At 66.4% G+C, this 13,405-nt stretch carries 16 protein-coding genes; 8 read left to right on the top strand and 8 right to left on the bottom strand.

The features are described 5' to 3' along the window. The first annotated feature begins 53 nt into the window (after positions 1 to 53). Entirely contained in the window at positions 54 to 1,190 is a 1,137-nt protein-coding gene (locus tag ACOXXX_RS01140; protein ID WP_422824697.1) for a histidine kinase dimerization/phosphoacceptor domain -containing protein, read from the top strand. Here the strand turns inward: ACOXXX_RS01140 and ACOXXX_RS01145 are convergent. Then, a complete protein-coding gene (locus ACOXXX_RS01145) occupies positions 1,138 to 2,478 on the bottom strand; it encodes an HlyC/CorC family transporter (protein ID WP_422824698.1) in 1,341 nt (446 codons plus the stop codon). The two genes, ACOXXX_RS01140 and ACOXXX_RS01145, sit on opposite strands and share 53 nt — an antisense overlap. Positions 2,479 to 2,546: 68 nt before the next feature. Between ACOXXX_RS01145 and ACOXXX_RS01150 the strand changes: the two genes are divergently transcribed. Continuing rightward, complete coding sequence (locus ACOXXX_RS01150; protein WP_422824699.1) at positions 2,547 to 3,377, top strand: metallophosphoesterase family protein; 831 nt, start codon at positions 2,547 to 2,549, stop codon at positions 3,375 to 3,377. Here ACOXXX_RS01150 and ACOXXX_RS01155 read toward each other — a convergent pair. The 3 genes from ACOXXX_RS01155 to ACOXXX_RS01165 are packed head-to-tail and all read right to left on the bottom strand — an operon-like array spanning position 3,356 to position 5,959. Then, positions 3,356 to 4,282, bottom strand: a complete 927-nt coding sequence (locus tag ACOXXX_RS01155) for a site-specific tyrosine recombinase XerD (RefSeq protein WP_422824700.1) — start codon at positions 4,280 to 4,282, stop codon at positions 3,356 to 3,358. The genes ACOXXX_RS01150 and ACOXXX_RS01155 overlap by 22 nt on opposite strands. Further along, the gene (locus tag ACOXXX_RS01160) at positions 4,279 to 5,820 is read right to left on the bottom strand and encodes a hypothetical protein (RefSeq protein ID WP_422824701.1); all 1,542 of its coding nucleotides are present in this window, start codon (positions 5,818 to 5,820) and stop codon (positions 4,279 to 4,281) included. Before ACOXXX_RS01160 ends, ACOXXX_RS01155 begins: the two co-directional genes overlap by 4 nt. Further along, positions 5,810 to 5,959 (bottom strand): hypothetical protein, encoded by a 150-nt coding sequence (locus tag ACOXXX_RS01165; RefSeq protein WP_422824702.1) that lies wholly within the window; start codon positions 5,957 to 5,959, stop codon positions 5,810 to 5,812. The genes ACOXXX_RS01160 and ACOXXX_RS01165 overlap by 11 nt, the downstream gene beginning before the upstream one ends. 101 nt (positions 5,960 to 6,060) lie before the next feature. Here ACOXXX_RS01165 and ACOXXX_RS01170 point away from each other — a divergent pair, with 101 nt between their 5' ends. Together ACOXXX_RS01170 and aroB are read left to right on the top strand one after the other, a co-directional pair. Then, positions 6,061 to 6,639 carry a shikimate kinase gene (locus tag ACOXXX_RS01170; protein WP_422824703.1) on the top strand — a complete coding sequence of 193 codons (579 nt, stop codon included), beginning with the start codon at positions 6,061 to 6,063 and terminating at the stop codon, positions 6,637 to 6,639. Then, a complete protein-coding gene (gene aroB, locus ACOXXX_RS01175) occupies positions 6,636 to 7,748 on the top strand; it encodes a 3-dehydroquinate synthase (protein ID WP_422824704.1) in 1,113 nt (370 codons plus the stop codon). Before ACOXXX_RS01170 ends, aroB begins: the two co-directional genes overlap by 4 nt. Before the next feature lie 56 nt (positions 7,749 to 7,804). On the opposite strand, the gene ssb is transcribed toward aroB, so the two are convergent. Continuing rightward, a complete protein-coding gene (gene ssb, locus ACOXXX_RS01180) occupies positions 7,805 to 8,314 on the bottom strand; it encodes a single-stranded DNA-binding protein (RefSeq protein WP_422824705.1) in 510 nt (169 codons plus the stop codon). Positions 8,315 to 8,461: 147 nt separating this feature from the next. Between ssb and ACOXXX_RS01185 the strand changes: the two genes are divergently transcribed. Then, a complete protein-coding gene (locus ACOXXX_RS01185; protein ID WP_422824706.1) occupies positions 8,462 to 9,076 on the top strand; it encodes a lytic transglycosylase domain-containing protein in 615 nt (204 codons plus the stop codon). A 27-nt stretch (positions 9,077 to 9,103) separates the two neighbouring features. Here ACOXXX_RS01185 and ACOXXX_RS01190 read toward each other — a convergent pair whose 3' ends face one another. From ACOXXX_RS01190 to ACOXXX_RS01200, 3 genes are all read right to left on the bottom strand, one after another. Next, positions 9,104 to 9,946 carry a DUF1206 domain-containing protein gene (locus ACOXXX_RS01190; RefSeq protein WP_422824707.1) on the bottom strand — a complete coding sequence of 281 codons (843 nt, stop codon included), beginning with the start codon at positions 9,944 to 9,946 and terminating at the stop codon, positions 9,104 to 9,106. A 132-nt stretch (positions 9,947 to 10,078) separates the two neighbouring features. Next, complete coding sequence (locus ACOXXX_RS01195; RefSeq protein WP_422824708.1) at positions 10,079 to 10,342, bottom strand: hypothetical protein; 264 nt, start codon at positions 10,340 to 10,342, stop codon at positions 10,079 to 10,081. Positions 10,343 to 10,382: 40 nt separating this feature from the next. Next, positions 10,383 to 11,330: a GlxA family transcriptional regulator gene (locus tag ACOXXX_RS01200; RefSeq protein ID WP_422824709.1), complete on the bottom strand. Its 948-nt coding sequence runs from the start codon at positions 11,328 to 11,330 to the stop codon at positions 10,383 to 10,385. A gap of 75 nt (positions 11,331 to 11,405) precedes the next feature. On the opposite strand from ACOXXX_RS01200, the gene ACOXXX_RS01205 reads away from it, so the two are divergent. From ACOXXX_RS01205 to ACOXXX_RS01215, 3 genes are read left to right on the top strand one after another with little or no spacing between them, the layout of a single operon-like run. Beyond that, complete coding sequence (locus tag ACOXXX_RS01205; RefSeq protein ID WP_422824710.1) at positions 11,406 to 12,323, top strand: 3-keto-5-aminohexanoate cleavage protein; 918 nt, start codon at positions 11,406 to 11,408, stop codon at positions 12,321 to 12,323. Continuing rightward, entirely contained in the window at positions 12,320 to 12,955 is a 636-nt protein-coding gene (locus ACOXXX_RS01210) for an SGNH/GDSL hydrolase family protein (RefSeq protein ID WP_422824711.1), read from the top strand. Before ACOXXX_RS01205 ends, ACOXXX_RS01210 begins: the two co-directional genes overlap by 4 nt. After that, positions 12,952 to 13,401 (top strand): lipocalin, encoded by a 450-nt coding sequence (locus ACOXXX_RS01215; RefSeq protein ID WP_422824712.1) that lies wholly within the window; start codon positions 12,952 to 12,954, stop codon positions 13,399 to 13,401. Before ACOXXX_RS01210 ends, ACOXXX_RS01215 begins: the two co-directional genes overlap by 4 nt. Positions 13,402 to 13,405: the final 4 nt, after the last annotated feature.

Here is a 13,405-nt window from a genome sequence, read left to right on the forward strand (position 1 = left end):
AGCCTGAAACGGGCAGTACCTGCCGCCTTTCCCCTGCACGGACTTTGCCCACGATGCTTGCGCCACCCCCACCGGATCAGAAAGACCGCCTGGCCGAGCTGGGCAGCCTCGAGGTTCTGGACACCGCGGCGGAACCCAGCTTTGACAGCGTCGTGGAACTGGCGGCAAGGATCTGCGACTGCCCGATCGCTCTGATCAGCCTGGTGGACAAGGACCGGCAGTGGTTCAAGGCACGCTTCGGCTTTGATGCGCCGCAGACGCCGCTGAACCAGTCGGTCTGCAGCCATGCGATCCTCGGCGCGGGGATGCTGGAAATCCCCGACCTGCTCGAGGATCCGCGCACGGCCGACAACCCGCTCTGCATCGAGGTGGACAATCCGGTGCGGTTTTACGCGGGCGCGCCGCTGGTCAGCGCGCGGGGCCATGCCATGGGCACCTTGTGTGTGCTGGACCACGTGCCGCGCCAGCTGACCGATCTGCAGCGTCAGACGCTGATGGTCCTGGCCGATCAGGTCATGCGGCAGCTGGAACTGCAGCGCACCCTGCGCAACGAATCCGTGCTGCGCGACGAGATCGACCATCGGGTGAAGAACTCGCTGCAGACGGTGATGTCGTTCATCCGGCTTTATCGCAGCCGCGCAAAGCTGGATGAGACACGCGATGCGCTGGATGCGATCGGGCGGCGGGTGTCGGCCATCGCGCAGTTGCACAGCGAACTCTACCAGACCAATGAATTCGACCGAATCCCGCTGGACCGCTACCTGGGTCGCGTGGCGACGCTTTTGCAGGGCAATGCCGGGGCCAACGTCACGGTGCGCACCGACATCGCCCCGATTCACACCGATTCCCGGGTTGCGGCGACGCTGGCGATGATCGTCAGCGAATTCAGCGCCAACGCGATGAAACACGCCTTTCCCGATGGCCGCACGGGCGAGGTGTTCGTCGGGCTGGAAGGGATCACGCCCGACGGTCTGTGCCTGACCTGCCGCGACAACGGCATCGGCAGCGCCGATCCCGGCACCGAAAGCGCGCCTGAAGTGGTGAGCATCGGCAAGCGGCTGATGGAATCCGCCGCCGAACAGATCGGCGCGGAAATGAGCCTTGAGGCCACGGCCGACGGCTACTGCCTCAAGGTGGTCAGGCGTCCGAGTCCGCAGCCGCAGCCGGAACTTCAAGCGGACGCACCCTGAGCTTGGTGACCCGGTTGCCTTCCTTGCCGATCACCTCGAACCGGAAATTGTGAAAGCTGAAGACCTGGCCGACGGTCGGGATCATCTGCGCCTCGTGGATGACCAGACCGGCGACGGTGTTGGCCTCGTCATCGGGCAGCTGGTAATCGGTGGCGCGGTTGAAGTCGCGGATCGTCATCATGCCGTCGATCCAGTAATGCCCGTCCTCGCCGGCCTTGATGCTGTGATCCGACGCTGGGTCGAATTCATCGGTGATCTCGCCCACGATCTCTTCGAGGATGTCCTCGAGCGTGATCAGACCCTGCAATGCGCCGTATTCATCCACCACCAGCGCGAAATGCGTGCGGCGTTTCAGGAACTGCCGCATCTGGTCGTCCAGCGACGTGGTGTCGGGGATGAAGTAGGGCTTCATCGCGACATCGGTGATCTTGAACCCCTGAAGCGCGTCCATCGACGCGTCCTTGTCCTGGATCAGCTTGTACATCGCGCGCAGCAGGTCCTTGGCGTGGACCATGCCGATGATGTTTTCCGGATCGTCACGGTAGACCGGCAGGCGGGTGTGGCTGCTTTCCAGACATTGCGTCAGGATCGCGACGGGGTCGTTGTCGGCGTCGATCATCTCGATCCCCGAGCGGTGCAGCATGATCTCTTCGACCGTGCGTTCCGCCAGGTCGAGCGCGCCCAGAATGCGGTCGCGATCCTCTTTTTCGACCACACCTTCGGAATGGCCCAACTGCAGGGCGCCCGCGATCTCTTCGCGTACGGCGAGGATCTGACTGTCGGGGTCGGTCTTCACGCCAAAAAGGCTCAGCACCCCGCGCACCAGCACCCGCACGGCACCGACAACGGGGGAAAAGATCAGGATCACGAACGCGATGATCGGCGACACCCGCGACGCGGCGACCTCGGGGTTGGTGATGGCATAGGTCTTTGGCAGCACCTCGGCAAAGATCAGCACCAGCAGCGTCATCACCAGCGTCGCCAGCGCCACGCCGGATTCGCCGAACGCGCGGGTGAATAACGCCGTCGCCAGCGACGTGGCCAGGATGTTCACCAGGTTGTTGCCAAGCAGGACCGACCCGATCAGCCGTTCGTTGTCCTCGGTGATCTTGAGCGCGCGCGCCGCGCCCTTTGATCCACGGTCCATCGCCGCGCGCAGCTTGCCGCGCGATGCCGCCGTCAGCGCCGTTTCCGAGCCCGAGAAAAAGCCCGACAGGACCAGCAGCGCCAGAATGGCGGCGCAGGTGATCCAGAATGCGGCGTCATAAGGGGATGCGGCAGCTTCCATCGCGGTCAGGTTCCTTTATTGTAAGGGGGTTATGGGGCCGCAGGCCCCCGCGTTCAAGAGGAGAGGCCATGCGCATAACCGATCTGGGGCGGCTAAGCGGCCCGGTGCTGGCCTTTGGCGGGCCCTATTCCAACCTCGCGGCGCTGCGCGCCATGCGGGACCGGGCCGATGCGCTGGCGGTGCCGCCGGAAAACGTGATCTGCACCGGCGATGTCGTGGCCTATTGCGCCGAGGCGGCGGAGTGTGTGGCGCTGATGCGCGACTGGGGCGTGCCGGTGGTGGCGGGGAACTGCGAACTGCAGCTTGCGGCGGGCGCGCTCGATTGCGGCTGCGGGTTCGAGGACGGGACCGTTTGCGATCTTCTGTCCGCGGGCTGGTACGCCCATGCCAACGCCGCTTGCGACGCCGGGGCGCGTGAATGGATGGGCACCTGTCCGGACATGCTGACGTTCGAGCATGCGGGCCGGAGGGTGGCGGTGATCCACGGCGGTGTCCACGATGTCGCGCGGTTCATCTGGCCTGTCAGCCCGGATGAGGTTTTCGCGGAAGAGATAAGTCATATCAAGGCACATACGGGCGATGTTGATCTTGTTATTGCCGGGCACAGCGGCCTGCCGTTCGAGCGCCGGGTGGGCCCCGTCACATGGCTAAATGCCGGTGTCATCGGCATGCCGCCGCATGACGGCACGCCCGCCACCCGCTTTGCGCTATTGCCCGGGGAAGGCGCGCCCGACATCCTGACGCTCGACTACGACCCCACACCGACGGTCGCGGCCATGGCCAGGGCCGGGCTGACGCAAGGATACGACCGGGCGCTTCTCTCGGGGTGGTGGCCGTCAGAGGATGTGTTGCCGCCCGCGTTGCGGCGGGGGACCGATCAGTCCCGCGCCATCGGGTGATGGTCCAGCACCAGCTCGCGCAGCCGCTCTTCGAGCACATGGGTATATATCTCGGTCGTGGCCACGTCGGCATGGCCCAGAAACGTCTGGATCGCGCGCAGATCGGCGCCGTTGGCCAGCAGATGCGTGGCAAAGGCATGGCGCAGCGTGTGCGGGGTCACCTTGGCCGGTGACACGCCGCCTTCGACGGCCAGTTCCTTGATCAGCATGTAGAACGCGTGTCGCGTCAGGTGCCCGGCCTTCCCGCGGGACGCAAAAAGATAGGGCGACGCGGGTTTGCCCGCGGCGCGCGCCTTTGCCTCTGCATCGTCGCGCAGGGCCACCCAGTCGCGCAGCGCCTCCCGCGCGGGCGGTGACAGCGGCACCATCCGTTCCTTGCCGCCCTTGCCCCGGATCAGCAGCATGCGCGGATCACCCTTGGCCGCCGACAGGGGCAGCGACACCAGTTCGGTGACGCGCATGCCGGTGGCGTAAAGCAGCTGCATCAGGCAGGTGTTGCGCGCCCGGTCGGCAGGCTTGCGGCCATAGCGCGTGGCCGCGTCGAGCAGCCGGTCGACCTCTTCCGGGCTCAGCGTCTTGGGCAGGCGCTTGTCGCGCCCGGGGCCCGCGATCTGCACCGCCGGGTTATCGCGGCGCAGGCCTTCCTCGAAGGCAAAGCGATAGAGCTGCTTGATCGCCGACAGCCGCCGCGCGCGGGTGGATTTGGCCAACCCCTGCGCGTCGCAATGCACCAGATACGCCTCGACCGTATCGCGCGACGCGGTGCCAAAGCCCGATCCCTGATCGGCCAGCCAGCTTTCGAAATCGCTCAGGTCGCGGGCATAGGCCAGCTGGGTGTTCTGCGCGGCGCCGCGTTCGGCGGCCTGCGCATCCAGAAAGGCCGAGATCCAGTAACGCTCGCTCATCGCCGCGCGCCCTCCTGATCAAGGATCACCAGCTGCAGCGCGGCGCGGCGCGCTGTATCCTCAAGACCCACGGCGCGCAGGGTGGCCAGCGCATCGGTCAGGTCTGTCGGGTTGCCGGCGGCACCGCTGGAAAAAAGCGCGATGGCGCGCAGGATCACCTCGCCAAGGCGGCCCTCGTCCAGCTGGGCGGACAGCTCGGCCGGCGGCGCGGCATCGTCAAAGGCCGCAGCCACGGCGCGGGCATGGGGCAGGGCGGCAGGCACCGGGTCGGGGGCGTTGCCCGCCGCGATGGCGCGCAGGAACGTGACCTCGGGCGCGTCCGAACTGAGCGCCGCCGCCGCGGCCTCGTAATCCTCGGACAAAAGCTGTGCGCGGGCGGCCATCACCGCGGCGCGGCCATCAAGCTCCAGTCCCTCAAGGCGTGGGCCAAAGAGGCGGGCAAAGGGCAACAGCAACCCGGCATTGGTCATCTGCGGCCAGACCTTTTGCAGCGCCGGGCCCACCGCGCCGGTCTGCGGGCGATCCAGCGCCGCCTCGAAGGCTTGCACCGCTTCGACCCTGTCCCAGACGCCGCCCGAAGCGGCCCGCCGTTGCAGCGAATAGATCCCCAAAAGCCGGTTTTCCGAAATCGCGCCGACGCGGGCCAGCCTTTCGGCGGCCTCAAGTTGCGCCTTCCAGCCGCTGTCGCCGCCCAGATCGACATTGGCGAACGCGCGCGGCAGGGCAGCGGTGGACAGCGGCTCTCCGATCGCCTCGAACAGGCGGAACTGAAGCGGGGTCGGGCGCACGGGCGCGCGCGGCGGCGCGCTGTTTTCGGACAGGACGGGATCCAGGAACTGGGTGAGCAGGGTCACGTCGCGCCCGACGAGCGTGCCAAGCGCGCGCCCGGTTTCCAGCGTCGTGACGGCCACGTCGTAGCGTCCCGTCCGGGCGCTGCAAAAGACCCGGGCCGACAGGTCGCGGCTGAGCGACGGGCGCTCCATCAGCGCGGCGCAGGGCTCATCCTCGCGCCCCGTCAGCAGGGCGATGTCGAACCAGATCGGGAAAAGCTCGGCCGTGCGGGCATTGGCGCGTTCCACCAGCGCCTCGGCCGGGTCGACAACGCCCTGCGCCAGCAGCCGGTCCAGCCGCGCGGCCAGCAGCGGCGCGCCTTTGCGCGGCCCCTTGGGCGGATTCGCCTCGGCCAGCAGCAGCGTGTGCAAGAGCGCATTGAGCGCGGGCACCGCCGGGTCCACCGCGCCGATCAGGTCGATCAGCGTGGCGCTTTCGCTGGCCTGCCACAGCGAGAGCGGCAACCCCGTCACCTGCATCGGCAACAGCCCTGCGGCCTCGGACGTCGGCGCGCCCAGTGGCATCGTCTCGACCTCGGGTACCAGTGCGGTTTGCGCCACCGGCGGTTCGCTGCGGGGTGTGGCGGGGCGCGCCAGTTGCGGCGTCGCCGCCTGCGCCTCCAGCCAGTCGATGGCCGAAAGCGGCGCCTGGGCGCCCAGCGGCAACGGGCAAAGCGCCAGCAGAAGGGCCGCGGTGCTAGTTCGCATCAAGCTCCACCGGTTGCCGGATTTCGGTCTGCGGGGGGGAAAAATCGGCGCCGAAGAAGGGCCCGATATAGGCATAGCCCACAAGGCTGATGGCCCCGAGAACCAGCAGATAGAATAGCCATTTGAGGATGCGGCCCATGTGATACGCTGCCTTCTGCCCGATGTCCTGCGACGTGTTTTTTGCAACTTATACCTAGCCTTTTCGACAAGATCACGTCATTCACGCACAAGTGTCGAAAAATGGCGGCAGATAGCCGAAGAATAAGGGAAATGCGGGCGCGGCTGAGCAAAACAGTAGTGCTGGTGGGCATGATGGGCGCGGGCAAGACGGCTGTCGGCCGGGCGCTGGCATCGCTCCTGTCCGTGCCGTTCCGCGATTCGGATGTGGCCATCGAAGAGGCCGCGAACATGAAGATCGCCGAGATCTTCAGCCGCGACGGAGAGGCGTTCTTTCGTCGCAAGGAAAGCCAGGTGATCGAACGGCTGCTGGAGGGAAATCCCGGCATCCTGTCCACCGGCGGCGGTGCCTACATGAGCGCCGAGAACAGAAAAATGATTACCGACAAGGGGGTAGCGGTCTGGCTTGATGCCGATCTGCCATTGCTCTGGTCACGCGTACGCCACAAGGACACGCGGCCCTTGCTGCGCACTCCAGATCCGCTGGCCACCCTGCGCGAGATCTATGATACCCGCGTGCCGGTTTATGCGCAGGCCGAAATTGCGGTGACCGCGCAGCCGCATATCACGGTCGAGGAAATGGCCCGCAAGGTCCGCGACGCGCTGCTGAGCCGCCCCGATGTGCTGGAGATGGAGCCATGACCCAAACCGTTCACGTGCCGCTTGGCGACCGGGCGTATGACGTGCGCATCGGCTTTGGCCTGCTGAAACGCGCGGGGGCCGAGATTGCGCCGCTGCTGCATCGGTCGCGTGTGGCGGTGGTCACGGATGAAACCGTGGGTGCTGCGCATCTCGACACGTTGCGTCAGGGTCTCGCCGCCGAGGGCATCGACATGGTGTCGCTGGCGCTGCCGCCGGGCGAATCGACAAAGGGCTGGCCGCAGTTCGAACGCACCGTGGAATGGCTGCTCGAACAGCGCATCGAACGGCGTGACGTGGTGATCGCCCTTGGCGGCGGAGTGATCGGCGATCTGGTGGGATTCGCCGCTGCCGTCCTGCGCCGCGGCGTCAGATTTGTGCAGATTCCCAGCAGCTTGCTGGCGCAGGTCGACAGTTCAGTCGGGGGCAAGACCGGCATCAACGCGCCGCAGGGCAAGAACCTGATCGGCGCGTTTCATCAACCCGCGCTGGTGCTGGCCGACATCGGGCTTCTGAACACACTGCCGCCGCGCGACCTGCTGGCGGGGTATGGTGAGGTGGTGAAATACGGTCTGCTGGGCGATGCCGCGTTTTTTGACTGGCTGGAACGGAACGGCCCCGCGCTGGCCGACGGTGATGCCGATGCGCGTGCCTATGCCGTGAAACGGTCGGTCGAGATGAAGGCCGAGATCGTGGTGCGCGACGAGACCGAGCAGGGGGACCGCGCCCTGCTGAACCTTGGCCACACATTCTGTCATGCGCTGGAAAAGGTGACCGGCTATTCCGCGCGGCTCTTGCACGGGGAGGGCGTCGCCATCGGCTGCGCCCTGGCGTTCGAACTGTCGTCGCGCCTGGGCCTGTGTTCGCAAGAGGACCCAAGCCGCGTGCGCGCGCATCTGCGCGACATGAAGATGAAGACGGACCTTGCTGATATCGAAGGCGATTTGCCGGACGCTGATGTGCTGCTGGATCACATGGGCCAGGACAAGAAGGTCATCGACGGGCAGCTGCGATTTATCCTTGCGAAAGGGATCGGGCAGGCCTTCGTCACCTCGGATGTGCCCCGCGACGCGGTGCGCAGCCTGTTGCAGGACGCGCTGGCGCAGCGTTGATCCTGCGGCAAACGCCGGGTGACGCGTGCCGCAGGATCCTTGAATAAGGGACTGGCCTAGAACGGAATTTCGTCGTCGATGTCGCGGGCTGGCGCGCGCGACTGACCGCCGCCACCGCCACCCGAGTAGCCCTGGTCGCGGCCCTGGTCATAGCCACCGCCGCTGCTGCCGCCGCCGTAGCTGCCGCCACCACCACCGCCGCCGCCGCCTTCGCCGCGGCCATCGAGCATGGTCAGTTCCGACCGGTAGGGGCGCAGCACGACCTCGGTCGAATACCGGTCCTGACCGGATTGATCTTGCCATTTGCGGGTTTCAAGCTGGCCTTCGATATACACCTTGGAGCCTTTGCGCAGATACTGTTCCGCGACCCGCGCCAGCGGTTCCGAGAAGATCGCCACCGAATGCCATTCGGTCTTTTCACGCCGCTCGCCGGTGTTGCGGTCCTTCCAGTTTTCCGATGTTGCGATCCGCAGGTTGCAGACCTTTCCGCCATTCTGGAATGTGCGCACCTCGGGATCGGCCCCGAGATTGCCGATGAGAATGACCTTGTTGACGGAACCTGCCATGTGGACCTCTTTCGAATCTGCTGTCGCGTTTGTCGGACCCTACACCACAGCGTCATGGTTAATAAATGGCTGACGGTCCTCCGGGGTAGGCGAATCCATCCAAATCGGTATAGTTCCCGCGAATTGAGGGAAGTGGGTTGGATTGTGATGCGTAAAGCACGCCTTGGACTGGCGGCCACCGTGGCCGCGATCGGAGTGGGCTGGGCCGGAATGGCCGCCGCGGATGTGTTGTCGACCAAGAACCGGGTGCGGCTTTTTTCGTCGCAGACCAAGGTTCTGGATACCCGCGCGGCACAGCAATACAAGAATTCGATTCGCTTGCAGCCGCCGAAGGTCATCACGCCAACCAAATGGGGCACCGATGACGGCGGTGTCGCGCCGCAGTATCGCGGGCGCTACAAGGGGATCTATGCCGATATGGCCCGCTCGGCCGCGCGCAAGCATGGGGTGCCCGAAGATCTGTTCCTGCGGTTGGTGCAGCAGGAATCGAACTGGAACCCGACGGCGAAGTCGCACAAGGGCGCGATGGGGCTTGCCCAGCTGATGCCCGGCACGGCGCGGGTTCTGGGGGTGAATGCCCGCGATCCGCAACAGAACCTCGAAGGCGGCGCGCGCTATCTCAAGATGCAGTATGACACGTTCAAATCCTGGCGCCTGGCGCTCGCTGCCTACAACGCCGGGCCGGGTGCGGTGAAGAAACACGGCGGCGTGCCGCCGTACCGCGAGACCAAGAATTACGTGAAGAAGATCTGGGGCAGCTAAAGCGGCAATCCGCTCGGGTCGCCCCGATCAACCGCTCTTGGCCTTCGCCTTGAGGCGGCGGGCCAGTGTTTCCACATCCGGGTCGGCCACCTTGGGGATGATACGGTAGGCCGCGTTCACAAAGCAGAAGAGCGCAAAGCCCAAGAGCCCCAGGCAGATCAGAACGACCAGCGTCTGACCGAATGGCTGTTGCTTCAGGAACCGGAACACGTCGCCCAGTCCGCCCGCCTTGTCCGGGGAATAGGTGACCGCCGACCAGACAAGAAATCCTCCGACGATGGTCACGATCACGCCCTGCGCCGCGACGCCAGCCTTGAGCACCCAATTCCAGTTCACGGTGAAGTGGTTGGCCCGCAGCGAGGAGCGGTAGGATTCCTTGTGCGCCTTGCGCAGGTAGTACAGCCCCGCGCCGACCGTGACGATTCCGGCCGCGCCGACGATATACTGGCCCATGGGCCATGACAGCACGGTTGAAATCGCCCCGGGAATGCCGCCACCGCCGCCACCGCTGTCGCCCATGAAAAGAAGCAGCGCCACGATAGCAAGCGCGCCATGAATAAGGCCGGTCACCACCATGCCCAGGCGCGCGATGATGCCTTCGCCATCGGTGCCGTAATCTTCAAGATCGAAAATCGCGTCGATGACGCGCCAGATGCAGTAGGCCATCAGCCCGATGGCGATCAGTCCCAGCACGAAATAGCCGCCGGGTTCGCCGCGAAGCGATTCCAGCGCCGAACTGGTGCCCTTGGCTTCGCCGCCCAGCCAGATCGCCCAAAGCGACAGGCCCGCGATGACGACGTAGGTCAACCCCCTGCCAGAATATCCTGCCCGCATTACGGGCACCGCCCAATCGAGTGCCTTGTCCGCCATGTGCCCGCCCTTTCAGTGCTTGGGGTAACAATGCGGTGAAGGGGGGATCTGTTCCCTCGGATCTGTTTTGGCGTGGGGTCGCGGGCCGGTGGGTGGGCGATGCATCAGTCCGCGAGGGGCCGTGAAATCTCTCTACCCGGCCATGATCCGCTGACGGTGACCGCGCCCGTGGCGGGGGCGCAGAGAGGCGGTGGCACGGGCCTTGAAAAGGCGCTCCACATCCTCGAGCAGCAGCGGGTTCGATGCCCCCGCGTCGCGCTGCGTCGCCGCTTGCCGGTGCAGTTCGAACAACCGTTGCAGCCGCGCGCTGCGGCTTTGACCTGCTGAGATATCCGTGTACTGGCGCACCTGACCGCTCCGACCCTTTGCCCCGCCACCTGCGGGTGCGGCGGTCATAGCCCGCGAATGCGGCCAAATTATCCCGCGACTGTGCCGTCTAGGGGGCCATCCCGCGCCGCAGCGCCTGCGGTGTCGTGCCGAAGCGCGCGCGGAACGCCCGCGTCAGCGCGGTCGGATCGTCATAGCCACAGCGCACCGCGATTTCCGCGACTGACGCGGCAGAGCTTTGGATCATCTGGTGCGCCGCGCTCAGCCGGAGGTGCCGGTAAAGCGCGGCGGGCGAGGTGCCAAGACTGGCCTGACAGCGCCGGGTCAGGGTGCGCGGGGTGGTGCCCAGACGGGTGGCGAGCACGGGCAGGGGCAAAACCGTTTCCAGGTTCGCGCGCATGATCTGCGCGGCCCGGCTGACCAGCGGATCGCCGCGCGCGGGCGCGGGCTGCGGCGTGGGCCGGTCGGTCAGGAACAGCCCGTCCACATCCAGCGCCAGCCGGGCGCCCAAATCGTCGCGGATCATGCTGCGGGTCAGGTCGAACGCCGCCATCGCCCCGGCGCAGGTGATCCGGTCGCCGTCGCGCAGATGCGGCGCCTCTTGCACCTCGACATCCAGGAACCGTTCGGCGAAGGCATCCAGCAGGTCGCGGTGGATCGTGGCGCGGCACCCCCGCAGCAGCCCCGCCGACGCCATGAGCCATGCCGCCGAATCCATGCCCACGACCAGCCCGGCCTGTGCCGCCGCCCGCGCCAGCATGCGCCGCGTGGCGGGCGTGTCATGGGCCAGGTGATCATAGCTTGCCAGCACGAACAGCCGGTCGACCCGGCCCATGCCATTGGCATCTCCGTCGGGCAGCACCGGCAGGTCCGAGCTTGACACAACCGGCCCGCCATCGGGCGTCAGGTACCGCCAGACATAGGCGGGTGTGGCGGCAAAGCCGTTGGCGGCGCGCATCGGTTCCAGGCAATTGGCCAGGCACAGGTTCGAAAACCGCTGGAAAAGCAGGAAGGCGATGCGGATCGGCAGCTTTTGCGGTTCTGTCCGGTTTTGCATGGTTCTGACCTATACTGCCGGGTACGAACCCGTGCCAGCGCCAATGTAACGGGTGACACAGCAACAGGTGCCCCGATGCCGCTTTCCATGACCCAAGAGGTGTTCATCACCTGCGCCGTAACCGGATCTGGCGGGACGCAGGACCGCTCTCCCCATGTGCCGCGCTCGCCGCAGCAGATCGCCGACAGCGCCATTGCCGCGGCCAAGGCCGGGGCCGCCATCGTGCATTGCCACGTGCGCGACCCCGACACCGGCGCGCCGTCGCGCAAGCTCGAATATTACCGCGAGGTGGCGGACCGCATCCGCGCCAGCGACACCGATGTGGTGCTGAACCTGACTGCTGGCATGGGCGGCGACATCACCTTTGGCCCGACCGACGCGCCGCTGCCGCTGGATGACGCGGGAACCGACATGATCGGGGCGGCTGAACGGGTGGCGCATATCGCCGAATGCCGGCCCGAGATCTGCACGCTCGACTGCGGCACCATGAACTTCGCCGAGGCAGATTACGTCATGACCAACACCCCCGGCATGTTGCGCGCCATGGGGCGCATGATGACCGACCTGGGTGTGAAACCCGAGATCGAAGCCTTTGACACCGGTCACCTGTGGTTCGCAAAGGAACTGGTAAAGGAAGGCGTGCTTGATGCACCCGCGCTTGTACAGCTTTGCATGGGCGTGCGCTGGGGGGCGCCGGATGACCTCAATACCTTCATGGCGATGGTGAACAACGTGCCGCCCGACTGGACCTTTTCGGCCTTTGCGTTGGGGCGGCACCAGATGGCCTATGCCGCCGCGACGGTGCTGGCTGGCGGCCATGTGCGCGTGGGGCTTGAGGATAACCTGTGGCTGGGCAAGGGCGAGCTGGCGACCAACGCACAGCTGGTGGAGCGCGCCGTCGGCATCGTCGAACGGATGGGCGCGCGAGTGATGACGCCCGCCGAGGTGCGCGCCAAGCTGGGCCTTGTGAAGCAGGATCCCGTCAGCGCATGAGCACGATCCTTTGCTATGGTGACAGCAACACACATGGCACCCGCCCGCTGACCCGGATCGGGGAATTTCACCGCTACCCGCCCGCCGAACGCTGGCCCGAAGTCATGGCCGCCGTCCTTGGCCCCGCGCATAAGATGATCAGCGAAGGGTTGCCGGGGCGCACCACGGTGCATGACGACATGGTCGAAGGCGGCGCGCGCAACGGGCTGATGGTGCTGCCCGCGATCCTGCACAGCCACCGGCCGATTGATCTGATGCTGCTGATGCTGGGCACCAATGACCTCAAACCCCGGTTTTCGGTCAGCGCCTGGGAGATCGCCCGGTCGGTGCACCGGCTGATCACCGCCGCCCGGATCGAAGGGGTCGCGGCGGCGGAAATCCTCATCGCGCCCGCGCCGGTGCGCGAACGGGGTGTTCTGTCGGACGTTTTCGCCGGGGCCGAGGCGCGGCAAAGGGGCCTTGCCGGTCATATCGAGGCGATGGCGCAGGATCTGGGCTGCGGTTTCGTCGATGCGGGCGAGCATGTGCAGGTGTCCGACATCGACGGGGTGCATTGGGACGCCGAGGCGCATCAGAGCTTTGGTCAGGCCATGGCGCGGGTCGTCGCGGGCCAGCTGGCGCGGCAGGCATGATCCGGCGGTTCCTGCCATTGCTGCTGGCGGTGGCCTGTACCGCGGCCCCGCCCGCAGACCGTACGGCCATCCCCTTGCGCAACCCGACCGCGCCCGTGGCGTCGCAGGCCAACGCGACCGCAGACCGGCTGGCGGGATCTTGGGTGGTGGTGCAGGGCGCGGGGGTCGCGCCGGGAACGGTGGTCGAGGTCAGCGACGCCGGGCTGAGCGTCGGCGGCGTGGCCTACGCGCTGGTTGCGCCGGGCCGGTTCGAGAGGGGCGAAGGCAGGCTCTGGGTGCACTGGCTCGACATCGGGAACCGCACCGCGGCCCTGGGCGATCCGGCAGGCGGACAGGTCTGGATCATGGACCGCACCCGCGCCTCCAGCCCCGACCGGCTGACCGCGGCGCGCGAGATACTCGACTGGTACGGCTATGACCTGCGCCAGTTGCAGGCAATGATTTAGGAGG

It is taken from the genome of Thalassococcus sp. BH17M4-6, assembly GCF_049323015.1.
GTDB lineage: Bacteria > Pseudomonadota > Alphaproteobacteria > Rhodobacterales > Rhodobacteraceae > Puniceibacterium.

Excerpts from the sequence above, each read along its gene's own strand:
- ACOXXX_RS01170 (WP_422824703.1), top strand. The coding sequence starts at position 6,061 with ATGGCGGCAGATAGCCGAAGAATAAGGGAAATGCGGGCGCGGCTGAGC.
- ACOXXX_RS01200 (WP_422824709.1), bottom strand. The coding sequence starts at position 11,330 with ATGCAAAACCGGACAGAACCGCAAAAGCTGCCGATCCGCATCGCCTTC.
- ACOXXX_RS01215 (WP_422824712.1), top strand. The coding sequence starts at position 12,952 with ATGATCCGGCGGTTCCTGCCATTGCTGCTGGCGGTGGCCTGTACCGCG.
- ACOXXX_RS01165 (WP_422824702.1), bottom strand. The coding sequence starts at position 5,959 with ATGGGCCGCATCCTCAAATGGCTATTCTATCTGCTGGTTCTCGGGGCC.
- ACOXXX_RS01210 (WP_422824711.1), top strand. The coding sequence starts at position 12,320 with ATGAGCACGATCCTTTGCTATGGTGACAGCAACACACATGGCACCCGC.
- ACOXXX_RS01190 (WP_422824707.1), bottom strand. The coding sequence starts at position 9,946 with ATGGCGGACAAGGCACTCGATTGGGCGGTGCCCGTAATGCGGGCAGGA.
- ACOXXX_RS01155 (WP_422824700.1), bottom strand. The coding sequence starts at position 4,282 with ATGAGCGAGCGTTACTGGATCTCGGCCTTTCTGGATGCGCAGGCCGCC.
- ACOXXX_RS01205 (WP_422824710.1), top strand. The coding sequence starts at position 11,406 with ATGCCGCTTTCCATGACCCAAGAGGTGTTCATCACCTGCGCCGTAACC.
- ACOXXX_RS01195 (WP_422824708.1), bottom strand. The coding sequence starts at position 10,342 with ATGACCGCCGCACCCGCAGGTGGCGGGGCAAAGGGTCGGAGCGGTCAG.
- ssb (WP_422824705.1), bottom strand. The coding sequence starts at position 8,314 with ATGGCAGGTTCCGTCAACAAGGTCATTCTCATCGGCAATCTCGGGGCC.
- ACOXXX_RS01185 (WP_422824706.1), top strand. The coding sequence starts at position 8,462 with ATGCGTAAAGCACGCCTTGGACTGGCGGCCACCGTGGCCGCGATCGGA.
- ACOXXX_RS01140 (WP_422824697.1), top strand. The coding sequence starts at position 54 with ATGCTTGCGCCACCCCCACCGGATCAGAAAGACCGCCTGGCCGAGCTG.
- ACOXXX_RS01145 (WP_422824698.1), bottom strand. The coding sequence starts at position 2,478 with ATGGAAGCTGCCGCATCCCCTTATGACGCCGCATTCTGGATCACCTGC.
- ACOXXX_RS01150 (WP_422824699.1), top strand. The coding sequence starts at position 2,547 with ATGCGCATAACCGATCTGGGGCGGCTAAGCGGCCCGGTGCTGGCCTTT.
- aroB (WP_422824704.1), top strand. The coding sequence starts at position 6,636 with ATGACCCAAACCGTTCACGTGCCGCTTGGCGACCGGGCGTATGACGTG.
- ACOXXX_RS01160 (WP_422824701.1), bottom strand. The coding sequence starts at position 5,820 with ATGCGAACTAGCACCGCGGCCCTTCTGCTGGCGCTTTGCCCGTTGCCG.